We start from the raw sequence: 16,087 nt of genomic DNA on the forward strand, positions 1-16,087 counted from the left end.
GGGGGCGGCGCGCCCCGGCGTCGGGTCTGTGGCAGCCGGCGGGGGGGCCGCGCGCGCCGGGCGGGGCGGGGGGGGGGGCGGCCCGCCCCCCCCCCCCCCGCCCCCCCCCCCCCACCTGGCCGACCCGGGCGGCGTCCTGATCGTGGACGACACCGGCTTCCTGAAGAAGGGCGTGCGGTCGGCCGGCGTCCAGCGGCAGTACTCGGGTACCGCCGGCCGCACCGAGAACTGCCAGGTCGGGGTCTTCCTCGCCTACTCCGGCAGGCTGGGCCGGACCTTGATCGACCGGGCGCTCTACCTGCCGAAGTCGTGGACGGACGACCGCGTGCGCTGCCGGGACGCGGGGATCGGTGACGAGGTCGAGTTCGCCACCAAGGTCCAGCTCGCGAGGGCGATGGTCCGCCGTGCGATCGACGACGGGATCCCGTTCCGCTGGGTGACCGCGGACGCGGGCTATGGCTACAGCAAGGGCTGGCGCTTCGAGTTGGAGCAGGCCGACGTCTTCCACGTGGTGGCCACCACCCGGCACGACACCGTCGTCACCTGGCAGGCCCTGGATCACCCGCTGCACGACCTGGTCGCCGATCTGCCCCGGCAGAAGTGGAAGCGCCGGTCCTGCGGCGAGGGCGCCCATGGTCTGCGGATCTACGACTGGGCCCGCGTCGAGGTCCGACCGTGGCACCGACCCGACCGCAGGCACTGGGTCCTGGCCCGCCGCAGCATCGCCGACCCCACAAAGATCGCCTACTACATCGCCTACGCACCCGCCGACGCCACACTGAACGAGCTGATCGCCGTCGCGGGCGCCCGATGGGCCATCGAGGAGTGCTTCCAGACCGCCAAGGGCCAGTGCGGCCTGGACGACTACCAGGTTCGCCGCTACCCGGGGTGGTACCGGCACATCACCCTCTCCATGGCCGCCCACGCCTACCTGACCGTCGTGCGAGCCCAGCAGCTCGAAAAGGGGCTGGACCAGCTCGAACGCCAGATCTGATCCCCCTCACCGTCCCCGAGATCCGCCGGCTGATCACGCATCTCACCCGGCCCGTCCGCCGCGGCATCGACCACATCCTGCACTGGTCCCGATGGCGCCGCCGACGCCAGCATCAAGCCCGGACCAGCCACTACAAGAGACGAGGCCACAGCCCAAGAGCTGAAGCCTCGTCACGGTAAGCACCGTTGCAGTACTAGCGCCACCAGGGATAGGGAGAATCCGCGCAGCCACGTGTCGCTCGGACTACGAATCCGAGCGCATGGTCGACCAACCGGCGCTGTCAGACCCGGCACTGGAGCCCGGACCTGCATGGCGGCGGCCACCTACCACGAGAGCACGGCACCCCCAAACCGCCACTACGGAAGCAACTTTGGACACCTGCGGCAACCCGCCAGCCCTGAGGAGAGTCCGTGTCCACACAGTTCATGACCGTCAAGCAGACCGCAGAGCACCTGAACATGTCCGTCCAGTGGGTCTACCGCGAGGCATCGAAGGTCGGCCTCGTCCCGTACCAGTTCGGGCGCGGGCAGAATGCCAAGCTGCAGTTCAAGGTCACCGAGGTCCAGGCCTGGGTGAAGCAGCAGCGGATATCCGGCGGCTGAGTCTGGTGAGCAGGCGTGGACCCTGTCCGGCAGCGGACAGGGCCCCTAGCGTTTCAGGCCGCGAGCCCGAGGTCGAGGACCATGGCGGCATGCCCGATGGAGCCGGGCATCAGGTGCCAGTAGATCTTGAACGTCACGTCGATGCTCCTGTGCCCCATCCACTCGGCCACGTCGGTGATCGGGATGTTGTGACTGAGGCAGCTCGAGGCGAAGAAGTGCCGCAGGCCGTAGAGCGTCATGCCGATCCGTCCCACTGGTTCTGCAGGTAGTAGGACGGGTTTCGCGACGTCCAGCGGGTGGCGAAGCAGGTAGCCGTCGATGCTGCTGGTGAGCGCCCGGGTCAACGGCGCCCACCAAGCGGGCCAGCTCCTCCACGGTCGCTCAACGCGCCGTCCGTCCGCCAACCGTGCTGCCACCGTGTCGTCCTGCTGCTGCTCGGCCGAGATCGAACAGGGTGCTGCCGTCCACCAGCAGGTTCGCGCTTCCGACCGTGGCCGGCCGCGCACAGTGCAGGATCAGAAGAGCCGACGGGGCCACGCCGGGCCCGTCGACAAACGCACCATCGGTGTGACAGCCCAGATCCCGCAGCCCGACCGCCTGGTACTCATCGACGTGATCGCGCCAGGCCAGAGAGATCTCCCGCAGCCGAGGGTCATCACTTGCGGTGATCGAACCGATCACACCCAGCCGATCCCCCCGCCGGTGCAACTGCCGGCGTCCCAGCACGTCAGCCACCACAAGCAGCGGATCACCCCGCGGCGCGTCAACCAGCACCAAGGCCCAGCCGTTGCTGCTCACCGCCTCGGCCAGAGCACACCGGGCACGGCACCGGATCGTCGCGCGTCCGCGCCGACACCCGGATGACCTCTTCCTCGTCCGTCACCCCCGCGACGACGAGGACAGACAGCCCCCAAAACACCATACTCACAAGCTCGTTGACATCACGCACATCATGCCCACAACCGCCTTTACAGACCCCCGATCTACACCACGGGGCCAAGCGCGAGATGATGTCCAAGTGTCTGGACGTACTCAGAAGTGGATCGGAATCGGCGCCGGGGTCGCGATCGCCGGAGGCCTGGTGTGCTACTTTGCCGCAGTCGGCCTGGATAAGGCAGACAAGCTGGCCAGTGTGCTCGGGTTGCTCCTCAGCATCGCCAGCTTCGTCATGGGGTGGCTCGGTCACACCCGAGAGACGACGCCTGGCCAGTCGGTGCAGAACGCGTCAGTGGGCGGAGGCATCACCCAGATATCCGGCACTCAAGGCAGCGTACGCATCCAACGCCGGGGAGCACCTTCCGCCCCGTCCTCGACGTCCCTCTCGCCGACGGTAGCAGGAGCTCCAGAAAGCGGGCAGGCTGTGGGCGGGAGCTTCGTCGGCGGCCATGTGGAACAGGTATCGGACACCGGCGGTGACGTGCACATCGAGCAAGAGCCGTGATCGCGCAGCTCCGCCGGTTGGCGGCACGACTCAGATTTACTGGACAGCCCGCCGCTCAACCGGCATCGCAGCAGGTCAGCAACACAACAGTGGGCGGGGACCTCTACCAGATCAGCGGCGTAGGCGGTGCCCTGAGCATCTCGCTTGGCGACGGTTCCCCAACAATCTCTCTGGCTCCAGGCATAGATCCTGCGGGAGCACTCGATGCGCTAAGGAGGACGGTAGAACGGTTCGTCCGGCGAGCCCAGAGCACACAACCTGTATTCGGCATGGCTTCACGACCTGATACCGAGAACCTCCTGGCCCGGCTCTTGGACCCGGAGAGCCCCCAGGTCGTGGTGTGTGAGGGTGGAGCGGGCCTGGGCAAGTCCGCCGTGGTCGCAGACATCCTCTCGGAGCTGACCAGCCGCGGGTGGATCGCTGTCGCACTGTCGATGGACAGTGTCAGAGCAGAGACGCAGACTGCTGCGGCCTTGGGTGCACAGCATGTCGGCCCGATGCTCTCCCCCGCCCAGATGCTCATGAGCGTCTCCGATGGCAGGCTGGCCGTCCTAGTGGTGGACCAGTTGGACGCCGTGAGTACCTACAGCGGCCGCATGCCCGACGCATACGAGGCCGTCGACGAGATGCTCAGCGAACTGTCCACGGCCCCGAACGTGAAGGTGCTCCTGGCAGCCCGCACCATCGACATCGACCAGGACCCCCGGCTGTCTGGTCTCGTCGCTCAACGGAGCCGAGTAGAGCGCTTCCCCGTGCATGAGCTGAGTGAGGCAGCAGTACAGGACACCCTGGCAATGGTCGGGATCACCGCAGGGCATTTGGGGACGGTCACGCTTGAACTGCTGAGAACACCACTTCACTTTTCGGTCTTCAGCAGGCTGTCCCAGGCCGCAAGGACCGCGCCATATCGCAGCTTGCAGGAGCTGTACGTGCGCTACACCGAAGAGCAACGTTCTTCGATCGAGGAGCAGCTCGGCCCTGGTGTTTGGAAAGGTATCACCGGCTCCCTCGTGGGCTGGATGAGCCAGAACGAGACGCTAACCGCTCCCATCGGGTCCGTGGAAGATTATGCCCAGTCTCATGTGGGTGCCCTGGAATCGGCCGGTGTCCTGGTCCGTTCAGGACTTGACCGGATCGGGTTTTTCCACGAGACCTACTTCGATTTCCTCTTCGCAAGGGCCTTCGTGGCCTCCGGCGGCAACGTCCATGGCTTCCTCGCCGAGTCCGGGCAGCACCTCTTCCGGAGAGCTCAGACACGGCAGCTCCTCGAATACCTGCTGGTTGACGACCGCCGGCACTTCCATCGCGTGGTCGTCCAACTCCTGACCTCACAAAACGTACGTTCTCACCTGCGGGATGTCGTTCTCACAGTCCTGCAGCAGATGGACGCTCGGGAAGAAGACTGGGAAGTATTGGAGTTGCTCGCCTGGGACTCAACGCCCATGGCGAACAGAGTCCGGTGGTTCTTGTCAGCGCCTCAGTGGTTCGATGCTTCTGACCAGGACGGCCGCTGGGAAGGCTGGCTCAGGGCAGAACCTCGGCGCAGCCTCATCCAACCGGTTCTTCTCGCCGCGGCACGGCAGCGACCCCAGCGCGCCGTGGAGTTGCTGCGCCCCTACCTCGGCGTCTCCCCTGAGTGGGACCGGTACCTCGCGTCTCTGGTCCACTGGTCACTCACCCCCGAGTTGGCCGACTTCGCGGTAGAGGCCATCGCTCGGGGTCTCCTAGACGAGGTCCAGCCAACCGTCGCGGTGAACAGCGACTTCTGGTCCCTTCTCTACCCCCTGGCCAGCACCGCTCCTGAAGCCACCGCACGATTGATCGGCGCCTACTTCCAGCGCCACCTCCACCTGGCGGAGGCAGATGGCGCTGGCGACCCATTCGATGTTGGACTCCTACCCACCAACTCGCAGGGTGCCGAGTTCGTCCTGACCACCACCGCACACGAGGTTCCCCGGGTCTTCGCCGAGCAAGTCCTGGACTTCGTCATCGCCGTCGCGACCACAGGCGTAGGCCAACGAAGCGGGACCTACGCATCGGGAGGGCGGTGGTCCTTGCGCTTCCCCGGCAGCCATAGCGTGGACACCGCCTTGTTCCAGGCCCTGGACGCAGCCCTGCGATCCCTCGCGGACTCCGATCCGGCGAGCGCACGCGTTTTTCTCGAGCAGCTGACGACCTTGCACACGCCCGTTCTGGAGCTCCGCTTCCTCGCCTGCCGACTGCACACCGCGCTCGGCAACAGCGACGAAGCCATCGCCTGGCTGCTGACCGATGAGAAGAATCTCCGGCTCGGTTACCTGAGCACTGCGCGCTGGGCATCACGCGAACTCATCGCCACGGCAACGGTCAGCTGCGGCGCTGAAGCACTCGCGGACCTGGTTTCAACCCTTCTGGGCTACTACTCCAGCTGGGAGCGTAGCGTCGAAGGAAGGAAAGAATGGGGGCTCGCGCAGTACGAGCTTCTCTCAGCAGTGGCCGAGGCGAGAAGGGATTCTGCCGTCTCGCGTCGGCTCGCTGAATGGCAGCGCAAGTTCCCGTGGTGGTCTCCTCAGCCTCCCGAGGAGATGAGAGCAAAATCCATCGGCTCACCTATCCCTGCAACCAACGCTCGGCTCATGACCGATCAGCAGTGGCGGTTCGCTCTTGCCACGCACTCATCACCCGAGACTCAACGCCGTTGGATGACGGGCGGGGCAAGCGAACTGGCTCAGGTCCTCGCAGAGCAGGCACAACAGGAACCTGAGCGGTTCACACGTCTCGCGCTGACTCTCGACGCTTCGTTGCCGGCCTGCTACATCGAGGCGATCGTCCGGAGCGCGGGCCCTCGCCTGGACCTCGTGCAGTGGACACAACTGTGCGTCGACGCTCGCTCCATCGCAGGCGAGGACGTCACCCGAGCCATCTGCCGCGTCGTCGAGACCGCTCCAGAGCTCTGCGGATCGGAGGTCGTCAGCGTTCTAGAACGCTGCGCGGGCGATCTGGACGCCCATCTCTCAGCACCACACTCGGACGCGTACTCGAACATACCTGACCGAGTGCTGACAGCAGGGCTCAACTCCAACCGAGGCCAGACCGCCCTCGCGGTCGCGGCGCTCCTGTTCCACAGCGACCAACACCTGCCAACGCTGGCTACCCTCACAGAGCAACTGGCCAACGACCCCAGCATCGCCGTCCGCAGCTGTACAGCAGACGCGGTCCGCGCCCTAATGACCCGCGACATGCCTCGGGCCCTGAATGCGGCGGACCAGCTCTTCGCGGCGGCCAATGAAGCCATCTACAGCGCCACCACGGCGCAGCGCCTGCTGATCGCTGCCCTGTACAAGGACCCGGCCCGATTCGCCCCGACGTTGGCCCGGGCGCTTCAGGCAACCGACGAATCAGCGACCGGCGCCGGCCGGGTATGGGCCGTTGCCACCCTTAGCGGCGCACAACTCGGCAACGTTCCCACCAGCGTCCAAGAGCTCTCCCCTCATGCCAGGCAAGGCGCAGCCGAAGTACTCTCGGGCAACCTCACAGACAGCCACACGGTGCTGCCTGTGCTCTTCAACGACACAGACAGCGCCGTACGCGAGAAGGCATCTCATGCCCTCCGCGACATCGACCACCTCCTGCCGGGCCAGGCCGACAACCTGATCCAGGCATTCACCTCAAGCCCCGCCTTCACAGACCACTACGGCCAACTCCTCACAGGACTCCACCACCACCCCGGCCCGCTCCCCTCTAGGGCAATCGACGCCTGCGAAACAGTCACCGCCACACTCGGAACATCGATGAACGACATCCGCACCCGCCACGGCGCAGCCGGCTACCACTTGGTCCCCGTCGTCCTGCGGCTCTACCGCCAAGGCACCCACGACCAGCGCACCCGATGCCTCGACATCATCGACCAACTCGTCGAAGTCGGCGCCTACGGACTCGACGCCCTCGAAACCGAACGCTGAGCCACCGACAGCGCAACAGCGTCCCATCAAACACAACCGCAGCTCGTCCAACTGCAGATATCGGGTGTGTCCAATGAACGGCTCTGTCTCGTAATCGGCGGTAGCGCTGTGTAGTGATCACTGGAGGAGAATTCGGTGGCGGAGCAGGGGAACCCGGCTCCCGTACATCTGCCTCATGATCTGGGCTTGCTCCGCTTTGACGGACACCGTTGGTGTGGTGGTCAGGCCGCCAGGACGGTCTCGTATTCGGCGGACTGCGGTAGCCAAGGCTGCTGCAACCTGCGTATGTTGTACCAGGCTTCGATCCACTCGAAGATCGCGGTCCGTGCTGCGGCCCGGCTGGGCCAGGGGCGGTCGCCCAGCAGCTCCTGTTTGAGGGTGGCGAAGAAGGACTCGGCGAGTGCGTTGTCCCAGCACTGGCCGGTCCGGCCGGCCGACAGTCGAACTCCGAACTCGCCTGCCAGGTCGGCGAATTCACGGCTGTTGTACTGGCAGCCGCGATCGGAGTGGAAGATCACCGGCCCGGTCGGGCGGCGGGTGTGGCAGGCGGCCCGTAGGGCGCCGGCTGACCAGTTCGGTCCGCAGGTGGTCGGCGGTGGCCCAGCCGACGACGCGACGGGAGGCGATGTCGATGACGGTGGCCGGGTAGAGCCAGCCCTCGCCGGTGGGGATGTAGGTGATGTCGCCGCACCAGCGCGCATCGAGGGCCGCCGGGTGGGGCTGGAAGTCGCGCAGGACCAGGTCCGGCCGGGTGGCGGCGCGGGGGTCGGGGATCGTGGTGCGCTGGCGGCGTCTTCGGTGCCGGCCCTCGAGGCCGGCCTGGCGCATCAGGCGTGCGACCCTTCGCCGGCCGCACCGGTCGCCGTCGCGCTGCAGGACGGCGTGCACGCGCGGAGCTCCATAGGTGCCGCGCGAGGTCGCGTGAACCTCGCTGATCTTCTCGGTCAGCTCAGCGTCGCGGACCGCGCGGGAGCCGGGGGTGGCGGTTCGGCGGGCGTAGAAGGCGGCTCTGGAGACCTTGAGCAGTTCACACGCCCGTTTGACGTTGTGGCCTGCCTGCTTCTCCGCCTCGATGAACGGGTGCACCGTCACCGGGTCTCCGTCGCGAAGAAAGCCGTCGCACGCTTGAGGATGTCCACGTCCTCGCGCAAGCGGCGGTTCTCCCGCCGCAGCCTGGCCAGTTCCTCGCGCTCGTCGCTGGTCAGGCCGTCGCGCTCGCCGGCGTCGACCTGGGCCTGCTTCACCCAGTCGCGCACCGCGGTCTCGGTCAGGTCGAAGTCCTTGGCGACCTGACCGACCGAGCGGTCGCCGCGTCGGCACAGCTCGATGATCTCGGCCTTGAACTCCGGCGTGAACGAGCGGCGAGGGCGCGGCTTCTTCCCCGTGCTCTCCATGATGGACATCATCCTTACCGGGACCGAAGCCCCTGATCAGGGGTGTCCGTCAAAGCGAATCAAGCCCACCCCCCAGATCAAGACCGTCGACAGCCTGACACCTGCCAAGACAGCACCGGCGGGTGATGACATACTGTCCGCCGCGACTACACAGACCGTGTATCGGAAGGCGGCCCACTTCGAGCCCCGCCGAATCGCTGACTTCTTCCTGGAGGCGGTGTCGTGATGCCCGAAACCCCAGCAACCCCTGCCCCGTTGCTGCTCGTCGACGGATTCAACCTTCTGTGGGCCGGCACCTTCGGCTTCCCCGCACCGATCCACTCCCGCGACAAGACCCGCGAACTGACCGGCCTGTTCGCCTTCTTCGCCCTGCTGCGCGCAGCAATCCGCGACGATGTCGACGTCGCACAGGCCGAGGTCCTGGTCGTCTTCGACGGCGAGCACAGCGCCGCCGAGCGGGTGGCCTCCGACCAGGAGTACAAGGCGAACCGTGCGGCAACGCCGGAGGCGCTCAAGCCCCTGCAGTTCCTCGCTCGACGTTGAACTGGAGCGGGTGACCGCCGGTCCGGACCTGGTGGTGGTCGAGGTCGTCGCGTGCGGTCCGACTGTTTGCTACCCGGACTGTGGACGTCCGGGGAACCCGAATCCACTCCAGGTACTGACGCATGGTGGCTGAACGTCCCTTGGTCGGACGCAAGTTGGCGATACGGATGCTGACACCGCGCACAAGCCGTTTGCACTTCGGAGAAGCGCGTTCCAAGACCGGGCACTTTCTCCTTCTCGAAGGACCCAGCGAAATGGCGGCTGGCCGAGGAAGATAGTCGGAGAACTGACCACCATGAGGGAGACGCTGTCAGCCATCGCCCGAGGTCGAGAGCCGCGTCGTCTGGGCGGCGCAGAGATCCCAATTCAGGGTGATCTCCATCAGGCGATCCAGCTCCTGATGATCAACCGTCAGACTACCGGTCGCGCCCTGGGCGATGGAGATGGCCAGGTGTTGCATTTCGGGGTGCAGCCTGGCGGTGGCTGCGGCGAACTCGCCCGCCACCCGGTGAGCGAGGGAGGTGAGGAAATCCACGACCTCACCGATCCCGGAGTCTGCAGGCCCGAGTTCTGTGATGATACGGAGTGCCTGCGTGAACTCCGCCGCGGCTTGGTCCACAGCACTCTGATGCCGCGGCTCGGGGTCCCGCAGGGTCATCAGATAGGCCAGGCCAGAGAGGCACTGGAGAGCCTGATGGCCAGCGATGGTGGCGTCGGTGAGGGGGGTCGGGTGCACTGCGGGAAGACCTGTGTCCCAGCTGTCGAGCAGGTCGGACCCCGGCCAGAGCGTGATGTGGAGCTGTTGTGCCAAAGCCCTCACCAGCCTGCCCTTAACGATAGGCGCGATGAGGACCCCCTTACGGGCGCCTTTGGAGACGAGGTCGTATTGGAGCAGCGCAGCCAGGTTCTCCAAGGCCGCTGGCCACTCGGCGAGTTCGTCGAGTTCCACACCCACCGCCATCCGCACAGCTGGCCATTCCGCCGCCTTGGCGTCAGCAAACGGCTGCGTGTAGAGCCGAAGCGAGAGCCCGCGGGCCTCGGCGGCAGTCTTGAGCTTCAGGTGAACGGCGCGGGCCCGCTCGTCGGCGGTCCTGCGGGCGAGGACCGCAGCCCGGGCGAGCGCTTGTGCCGAGGGCCCTGATCGCGCCTCGGCAATGATCGCCTTTGGTTCGAGGGTGCCCCAAACGAGTTCCGCTAGGACGGCGTGGAGGTCCGCGAGCATCCCCGACAGTTCGATGAGGAGATCTGGCGGATCCAGGCCAATGAGATACCAGCGTTCCTCGTCTCGCACCCGCAACGCGGTCTCTCTCAAGGTCTCTTGGATGTAGCAGGCGAGTGACCGATGCTCTTGTGGGTCGAGGAGTCGTCGTGTGAGATTGTCCGCGATCCCGTCCACGAGCAGTTGCAGTCGGTCTAGCCAGATGTCTTCGACGGCGTCGTCAGCGAGTAGTGCGGACACGCCAGCGCTGTCGGTGGGCAGTGTTAGCGCGGCGGCCTGGTCCCGCAGCGCGGCTTGCATGGTTTCCAGGTCGGCGATGTCCTCCGGCCGGCTGCGGCCTGTACACCAGATCCGGGTGAGGGTGGCCAGATACCTGTGCAGTGTGGGAACGATAGCGGCCGCGGTGGCCGTCCGCGTTGTCCAGTCGGTAGTGCCGGCCGCCGTAGTGGCGATCAGAGTCCGGGCCCGGATCCATGCCACTCGGGCCGAGGAACTGTCGTAACGGCGTTGCAGCTGGCTAACGCCGGTGGTGAAGTCTCCAAAGGTCAGAGGGACTCCGCCAGGCAGCAGGATCTGGACATCCACGCTTTCACACCGTGGCAAGCAGCGCAGTAGGAGCCGTCCGAACTCGTTGGTCGTCTGGTCCACATCAGGCTGGACCTGATCGGACACATGCAACAGGCGGGCGAACGCAACCAGGCTACCTTCCCGCTCCAGGACAGACGCTTCGGTGACCCATGGTGAGTGGGCCCTGATCTTTCTCAGGACGACGTCCTCTCCGCCAGCAAGGTCCAACAGGTTCTCGGCCAGGGCGGCTGACACCGAGCGTGCCTCTGTAAGAATGTCCCCCAGAGACTGGATCGGTGAGTCCACGAGCAGCCGCCCGAACGGGGAGTCGGCGAGTTCGGCTGGCCAACCCGTGAAGTCTGCATCCGTTCCATCGAGTACCGCCAGAAACCGCAGGACCTCGGACTGGTTCCCGCATTGCGCGAGGACACGGCCCAAGGCGTCCGTCCCGATTCGCTCCATCAAGGTGTCACGCAGCTGTACCCCTACCTGGCCAGTCGCGGCGATCTCGACCATGGCCGCAGCGATCTCGGGTTTCAGGTTCGGGAGTGGCTCTCCTCCCATCAGAGCGAGCTTCAGCGTGACGCGCCGGTGCGCGGGCGAGACTTGATGCCGGTCGAGAATTCTTGCCCAATCGCGGGCACAGCGCGTGAAGTCAACCAAACGAAGCGCCTGTAGGACGCCGATTGTCGCTCCAACACCGGTCCTGCGCGCGAGTTCGACGCAGACCTGGTCGAGAACGACGGAATCCAGGTCAGGACGTTCGGAGAGGACACCGGCCACAAACGGTTGGAGCTGTGCGTCCGACAGTATCCCCAGGACGGCAATCACGGTCTCGTCGAGCATTGGTGGCGGCACTGCGTGCACGGCATCGGCCAATCGGCCCGAGCGCAGTTGGTGGAGTCCGCTCAACTGGCCCATCTGCTCATGGACGAGGTGTTCGTCGACCAGGCGGGACAGCGCTGCTCGAAGGTCCACATCTCCGATCCCCAGTTGCTTCTGGAGTTCCCGCACCGACAGGTCAACGCCCCAGCGATGAGCTACAGAGATCCTGGCCAGAATCTCTATCTCCGCCTGCCTCCCTTCAAACAACCGCCGGTCAACCTGCTCCGTCAGAACGTCCAACAGCCGTCGTCCGCGTGTGAGGAGGTGCGTGAACTCCAAAGTCAGTCCACCCGATGCTGCGAACGCCTCCCGCCAGTGCAGAGCCGTCGTGGCGCCGGATGCGGACAGCCCGGAGTGGATCTGCTCCGCAACGTCCTCGTCGAGTTTCACCGCAATCTGGGTGCAATTGGCACGGCTTCGAAGGGGCAGCAGGTCCTCACTGCGGACGGACCCCAGCAGAATGACGCCAGGAATCGGTGCCATTTCACGGTGAAGTACGTCCCATGCCTCGGCTGCACCGACCCCGATACCGTCCACGACAAACCCAACCGGCGACCGGGTGGAGGGCCTCAAGGCGCGGGCCAGTCGTACCAGCGCGGAGATGTCTTCGTTGCGCAGGCGCCTGATCCGATACCAGAGGACATGTCTCGTTGTGTAAGCCGCCGCCCACATGACTGTCGACTTGCCCACTCCGGACGGACCAGAGACAAGGACACTCTCCCCGCGGCCGATCGCCGCCGCGACATGACCGGTCAGGGTCGGCCGAGGTGCTGGCAGGCCAGCAGCGATGTGACCGGGTTGGACATCGATTCCTTCATAGAATGCCGCCGACCGCAGTGGCCGGTCGAAATCCACCGGTTCGCAGACGGCCGAAGCCAGCGCTTCCTCCATCGAGCTGGGATCGATGGATTCCATGATCTCCGTGGAGATCCGCTCGATGCTCGTTCGGCTCAGCCCGACCGCGCTATCCAAACGAGTTTCCGCATTGGAGTCGGCACAACCGGCCACCGCGTTCCGCAAACCCAGGACGATCGCCTCTGCAGCTGCGGGCAATACCCCGAAACGCTGCCACACAGCGGTGCACGTATCCTCGGCAGCAGCACGCCACGGCAGCGTGTAGATACTGACAGCACCGCACCATGCCTCGATCTCGTCCTTACTCAGGCCGGCCTGCTCAGCCTTGGCGTCGAGCGCCCGTAGCAACGGGTGGCCGGTTGGGAGATCACTCAAAGGGCGACCCCAATCGGTGAACACCTCACCAGCAATCGGCCGCTCAAGGACAAGGACTGGTAGGCCGGTTAGCCCAGCCTCTTCACGCCGCGCGTGCGATTTGGCCATGGTGACGAGATGGGCGGAAACATCGGGAACGGTGAAGTCACCGACTCTCTCCTGGCGCGACTTCACCTGGACGTGCCAGCAGGTCGGGCCGTCACAGGACAGGTCTTCCAGACCTTCCGGAACGACGCGATCGACAACGAGGGCGCCGGACAGGACACGTCCACACAACCACGCCCCGACGGCATCCTGGTAGTGGAACCCACGGCCGGCTTGTGCTCCTGAACGAGTACTCGCCCACAGAGCCCCAGCCGGTCCGCTGTCCATCTCGCTCTGCCGCCCGCGTGTCACGGGCTGACCCCATGTTCCCCGCCTCTTGCGCTTGCTGGCCACCCAGGAAGCATGGCAGGTCAGTCGGACAAGGGCGACAATTGCGCGGAACCACTTGGACGTTGCCGTCTTCGGACAGCCCGGAAGTGCGTGTCCCGTCAACATCTCAAGCGGGTGCCACGGGGTGCGTACCTCAGCCGAAGCCAAACGGACGCTTCACTCGCTCGCTGCCCTGACTCCGGGGACACTCCGATGTACACGACGACTGGGAGGGTTGAGGTTCCCCAAGCCATTGACGTCGCAGAACCCATCCTGCGCGACCCGACTTCATCTAGGCCGCTTAGATAACAATCCCCTACGGCCTATGTTCTGCTCGCGGTACCATGCGGCCTCAAAGTGTGGCTCCGCTTGATTGGGATCAGCCTTGGCAGACCTGTTCGCGCCGCTCAACCAACACCAGCAGACCTTGCTCAACGTCATGGCCGGCCCCTTCCTCGAGACTGGCCAGTGGCCGGTCTGGCATTTCGTGCAGGACTACTTCGACCGCCGTGACCTCGACGCTGGCGAGATCCTGCGCTCATTGCCCCGGGTTGGGTTGCCTGGTCACGGCCCGGCGTACGGGCTTGCCTGGTTTGAGCGCGCCTACCTGGCCGAGGACGCTCGACCCGCGCTTACCGTGGCCGCCGCTCTGCATGAGCCTTTGCTTGAAGAGGTCTTTGGTAGGCGCTTCCTCTTGGTGCTGCGCGAGCTGGCGAACGTCTACACCGAGACACCGTCTTCGCCGGACGCAGTCACCCGGCCGACCATCACGTCGGGTGAGCTGTCCCGGCGACTGGGCGGCATCAGCGACGACTACCTGACCGCACTACCGGGCATCTTCGATCATGAGCCGTCTACGTGGCACTCCTCGCGCCAGGTCGAAGTGGGCTCGCCGAACTGGGCGATCCAGTTGCGTCGCGAGATTCTCAAATACCGCGACATCCAGGACCTCGGGGACTACGTAAAGCGGGTGGTCGCGCAGATCCCCGAGCCTGAGATCGTCACGGTTCACGTTGGCGAGCCCTCATCGCATGTCGCCTCCGAAACGCGGTCGGTTACCGCCACACACATCGGTTCAGTCGTGACGGGCAACATCGCAGCCATCGCCTCGCCAGCCGAAGCTCCGGCCATCGCGGTAAGCGGTCCCCCGCTCTATGTCGAGACCATCCTTATCGAGGGCCTGGAAGCCAAGGCCGAGACGTCAGCCTGGAGCTTGGACAAGCTCATCCAGCTCGCCCACGAGCTCAACAGCAACTACGCAGCGGGCAACGCCTACTCCTGCCACACCCTTCTGCGAGCAATCATCGACCACGTGCCGCCGCTATTCGGCGCGACCAAGTTCGAGCAGGTGGTGGCTAACCACTCCTGGGGCCGCACCGATAAGGGGTACGTCACCAAGCTCAAGGACTTCCGCGCCCAAGCCGACGACGTGCTCCACCGCCACATCGAGAAGCACCCCAGTCTGATCACCATGGACGATATGCCGCCTCGGGCTCCGCTGAACACCTTGCTCAAGGAGTGCATCGAACTAGCCTAGAAGGACCTTCTAGTCCTCGTCGTCGGGCATCGGTGCGTCGAAGATGTCGACCACGAACTCCGAGGTCCCGCTGCCCTCGAAGTCAACGTCGCTGTCGCTGTGCAGCAGTGTGTGGATCCTGACCCAGCGGCCCTCAGCGCTGGCAGTTCCTGCTACGTCGAGTGCAGCGCGAACGGGCCCGAGGCCGGGATGTGGCTGCTTGCTCGTCCATGTCTCCAGGAGGTCGACGCTGGCAGGCAGTGCCCAGGAGCGTGGCTCGGCGCTGGCGGGCACGGAGACCTCGTCACTGCGCAGCTGTATCACCCACCCGACTCCGCCGCTGCTGTCGCGGCTGTTGGACATGCGGATGCCCAGCCCGATCATGTAGGCGCTTTGGAGATAGTCCTCGAGCTCGTCGTCGATGCGGCTGAAGTAGACGGCCTCGCGGACGATCTCAATTGGCCCGTAGCCGGTGAAGTCGTCGGTCTCAGGCAGGGGCCTCGCCTTGAGGAACTGCTTCGTCGCCATCCGCACGGCCTTGGGAAGGCGCTCCAGCACAGCTTGGAGTGCGGCATCGTTGCGGTCTCGGAGGTGGTTGTTGAGGGCCCCGACGAGATCGTCGGTGAGATGGGTATCGTCTCCGCCAAGGGAGGTGACCGCCTCCAAGCGATCGTGGGGATCCTTGGTGAGCGCGAAGACCTTGCTTCGGCCGGGGCTCGTGTGTGCGATGAACGAATGGACCATTGCCAAGTCCTGCCAGACGTCTCATGGGCGGCGACTCCACGCGGTGGTGCGCCAGCGCTGCCGAATGGTGGAGGGAGAGTCCGCACAGTGACGTGTCGCTCGGACTACGGATCCGTGCGCGTGGTCGACCAGACGGGGCCGTCAGGCCCGGCACTGGAGCCCGGGCCTGCATAGCGACGGCAACGTATCACGAGACCTCTGCGCTCCCAAATCGCCCTTCTGGGAGCAGGGTTGGCCCAATGGATGCATCAGGTCCAGGCAAGCAGCGCAGAGGAGAGTCCATGGCTTCGCCTTTCATGACCGTCAAGGAGACGGCGGAATGCCTCAACATGTCCGTTCAGTGGGTCTATCGCGAGGCGCCCAGGGTCGGCCTTGTCCCGTACCGCTTCGGGAGCGGGCGCAATGCGAAGCTGCAGTTCAAGGTCGCCGAGGTCAATGCCTGGGTGAAGCAGCAGCGGATGTCCGGCGGTTGATGTCGGGCGGAGAAAGAAGTGGGGGGGGGGGGGGGGGCGGGAACGCGGCCCCCCGGGTTGGGCCGGGGGGGGCGGGGGGGGGGGGGGGGGGGGGGGGGGCGGGGGGGGCGGGCCGGGTAGTGTG

General features: G+C 65.6%; 14 protein-coding genes and 1 pseudogene. 8 read left to right on the forward strand and 7 right to left on the reverse strand.

The genetic code is table 11. The features are described from left to right. Positions 1–121: 121 nt before the first annotated feature. Together ACFV0O_RS03725 and ACFV0O_RS03730 are read left to right on the forward strand one after the other, a co-directional pair. Positions 122–994: pseudogene (locus ACFV0O_RS03725) on the forward strand (IS701 family transposase); the annotation flags it as partial. A 410-nt stretch (positions 995–1,404) separates the two neighbouring features. Continuing rightward, positions 1,405–1,596, forward strand: coding sequence for a helix-turn-helix domain-containing protein (locus tag ACFV0O_RS03730; protein ID WP_380335857.1), 192 nt, complete (start codon positions 1,405–1,407; stop codon positions 1,594–1,596). Positions 1,597–1,649: 53 nt separating this feature from the next. Here ACFV0O_RS03730 and ACFV0O_RS03735 read toward each other — a convergent pair whose 3' ends face one another. Both ACFV0O_RS03735 and ACFV0O_RS03740 read right to left on the reverse strand, forming a co-directional pair. Next, on the reverse strand, positions 1,650–1,940 hold the full coding sequence (locus ACFV0O_RS03735) for a hypothetical protein (protein ID WP_380335860.1): 291 nt from the start codon (positions 1,938–1,940) through the stop codon (positions 1,650–1,652). Positions 1,941–1,977: 37 nt separating this feature from the next. Further along, on the reverse strand, positions 1,978–2,394 hold the full coding sequence (locus ACFV0O_RS03740) for a hypothetical protein (protein ID WP_380335863.1): 417 nt from the start codon (positions 2,392–2,394) through the stop codon (positions 1,978–1,980). 220 nt (positions 2,395–2,614) lie between these two features. On the opposite strand from ACFV0O_RS03740, the gene ACFV0O_RS03745 reads away from it, so the two are divergent. Together ACFV0O_RS03745 and ACFV0O_RS03750 are read left to right on the forward strand one after the other, a co-directional pair. Continuing rightward, positions 2,615–3,037, forward strand: a complete 423-nt coding sequence (locus tag ACFV0O_RS03745) for a hypothetical protein (RefSeq protein WP_380335866.1) — start codon at positions 2,615–2,617, stop codon at positions 3,035–3,037. A gap of 269 nt (positions 3,038–3,306) precedes the next feature. After that, positions 3,307–6,978 (forward strand): hypothetical protein, encoded by a 3,672-nt coding sequence (locus tag ACFV0O_RS03750; protein WP_380335869.1) that lies wholly within the window; start codon positions 3,307–3,309, stop codon positions 6,976–6,978. 221 nt (positions 6,979–7,199) lie between these two features. Here the strand turns inward: ACFV0O_RS03750 and ACFV0O_RS03755 are convergent, their stop codons facing one another. The 3 genes from ACFV0O_RS03755 to ACFV0O_RS03765 are packed head-to-tail and all read right to left on the reverse strand — an operon-like array spanning position 7,200 to position 8,372. Further along, positions 7,200–7,496, reverse strand: a complete 297-nt coding sequence (locus ACFV0O_RS03755; protein WP_380335872.1) for an integrase core domain-containing protein — start codon at positions 7,494–7,496, stop codon at positions 7,200–7,202. Then, a complete protein-coding gene (locus tag ACFV0O_RS03760; RefSeq protein WP_380335875.1) occupies positions 7,453–8,070 on the reverse strand; it encodes an IS3 family transposase in 618 nt (205 codons plus the stop codon). Before ACFV0O_RS03760 ends, ACFV0O_RS03755 begins: the two co-directional genes overlap by 44 nt. Continuing rightward, complete coding sequence (locus tag ACFV0O_RS03765) at positions 8,067–8,372, reverse strand: transposase (RefSeq protein ID WP_380335878.1); 306 nt, start codon at positions 8,370–8,372, stop codon at positions 8,067–8,069. The genes ACFV0O_RS03760 and ACFV0O_RS03765 overlap by 4 nt, the downstream gene beginning before the upstream one ends. Here ACFV0O_RS03765 and ACFV0O_RS03770 point away from each other — a divergent pair. Both ACFV0O_RS03770 and ACFV0O_RS03775 read left to right on the forward strand, forming a co-directional pair. Next, on the forward strand, positions 8,371–8,598 hold the full coding sequence (locus tag ACFV0O_RS03770) for a hypothetical protein (protein WP_380335881.1): 228 nt from the start codon (positions 8,371–8,373) through the stop codon (positions 8,596–8,598). The genes ACFV0O_RS03765 and ACFV0O_RS03770 overlap by 2 nt on opposite strands. Next, a complete protein-coding gene (locus ACFV0O_RS03775) occupies positions 8,598–8,915 on the forward strand; it encodes a hypothetical protein (RefSeq protein WP_380335884.1) in 318 nt (105 codons plus the stop codon). Before ACFV0O_RS03770 ends, ACFV0O_RS03775 begins: the two co-directional genes overlap by 1 nt. A gap of 310 nt (positions 8,916–9,225) precedes the next feature. Here the strand turns inward: ACFV0O_RS03775 and ACFV0O_RS03780 are convergent, their stop codons facing one another. After that, positions 9,226–12,990, reverse strand: coding sequence for a hypothetical protein (locus tag ACFV0O_RS03780; protein ID WP_380335887.1), 3,765 nt, complete (start codon positions 12,988–12,990; stop codon positions 9,226–9,228). A 625-nt stretch (positions 12,991–13,615) separates the two neighbouring features. Here ACFV0O_RS03780 and ACFV0O_RS03785 point away from each other — a divergent pair. Next, positions 13,616–14,767, forward strand: coding sequence for a hypothetical protein (locus ACFV0O_RS03785; protein ID WP_380335890.1), 1,152 nt, complete (start codon positions 13,616–13,618; stop codon positions 14,765–14,767). Between the two features lie 9 nt (positions 14,768–14,776). Here ACFV0O_RS03785 and ACFV0O_RS03790 read toward each other — a convergent pair whose 3' ends face one another. Then, positions 14,777–15,490: a hypothetical protein gene (locus tag ACFV0O_RS03790; RefSeq protein WP_380335893.1), complete on the reverse strand. Its 714-nt coding sequence runs from the start codon at positions 15,488–15,490 to the stop codon at positions 14,777–14,779. A gap of 281 nt (positions 15,491–15,771) precedes the next feature. Between ACFV0O_RS03790 and ACFV0O_RS03795 the strand changes: the two genes are divergently transcribed. Then, positions 15,772–15,963, forward strand: a complete 192-nt coding sequence (locus ACFV0O_RS03795; protein ID WP_380335896.1) for a helix-turn-helix domain-containing protein — start codon at positions 15,772–15,774, stop codon at positions 15,961–15,963. Positions 15,964–16,087: the final 124 nt, after the last annotated feature.

The organism is Kitasatospora sp. NPDC059577, assembly GCF_042735475.1.
Classification (GTDB): Bacteria; Actinomycetota; Actinomycetes; order Streptomycetales; family Streptomycetaceae; genus Kitasatospora.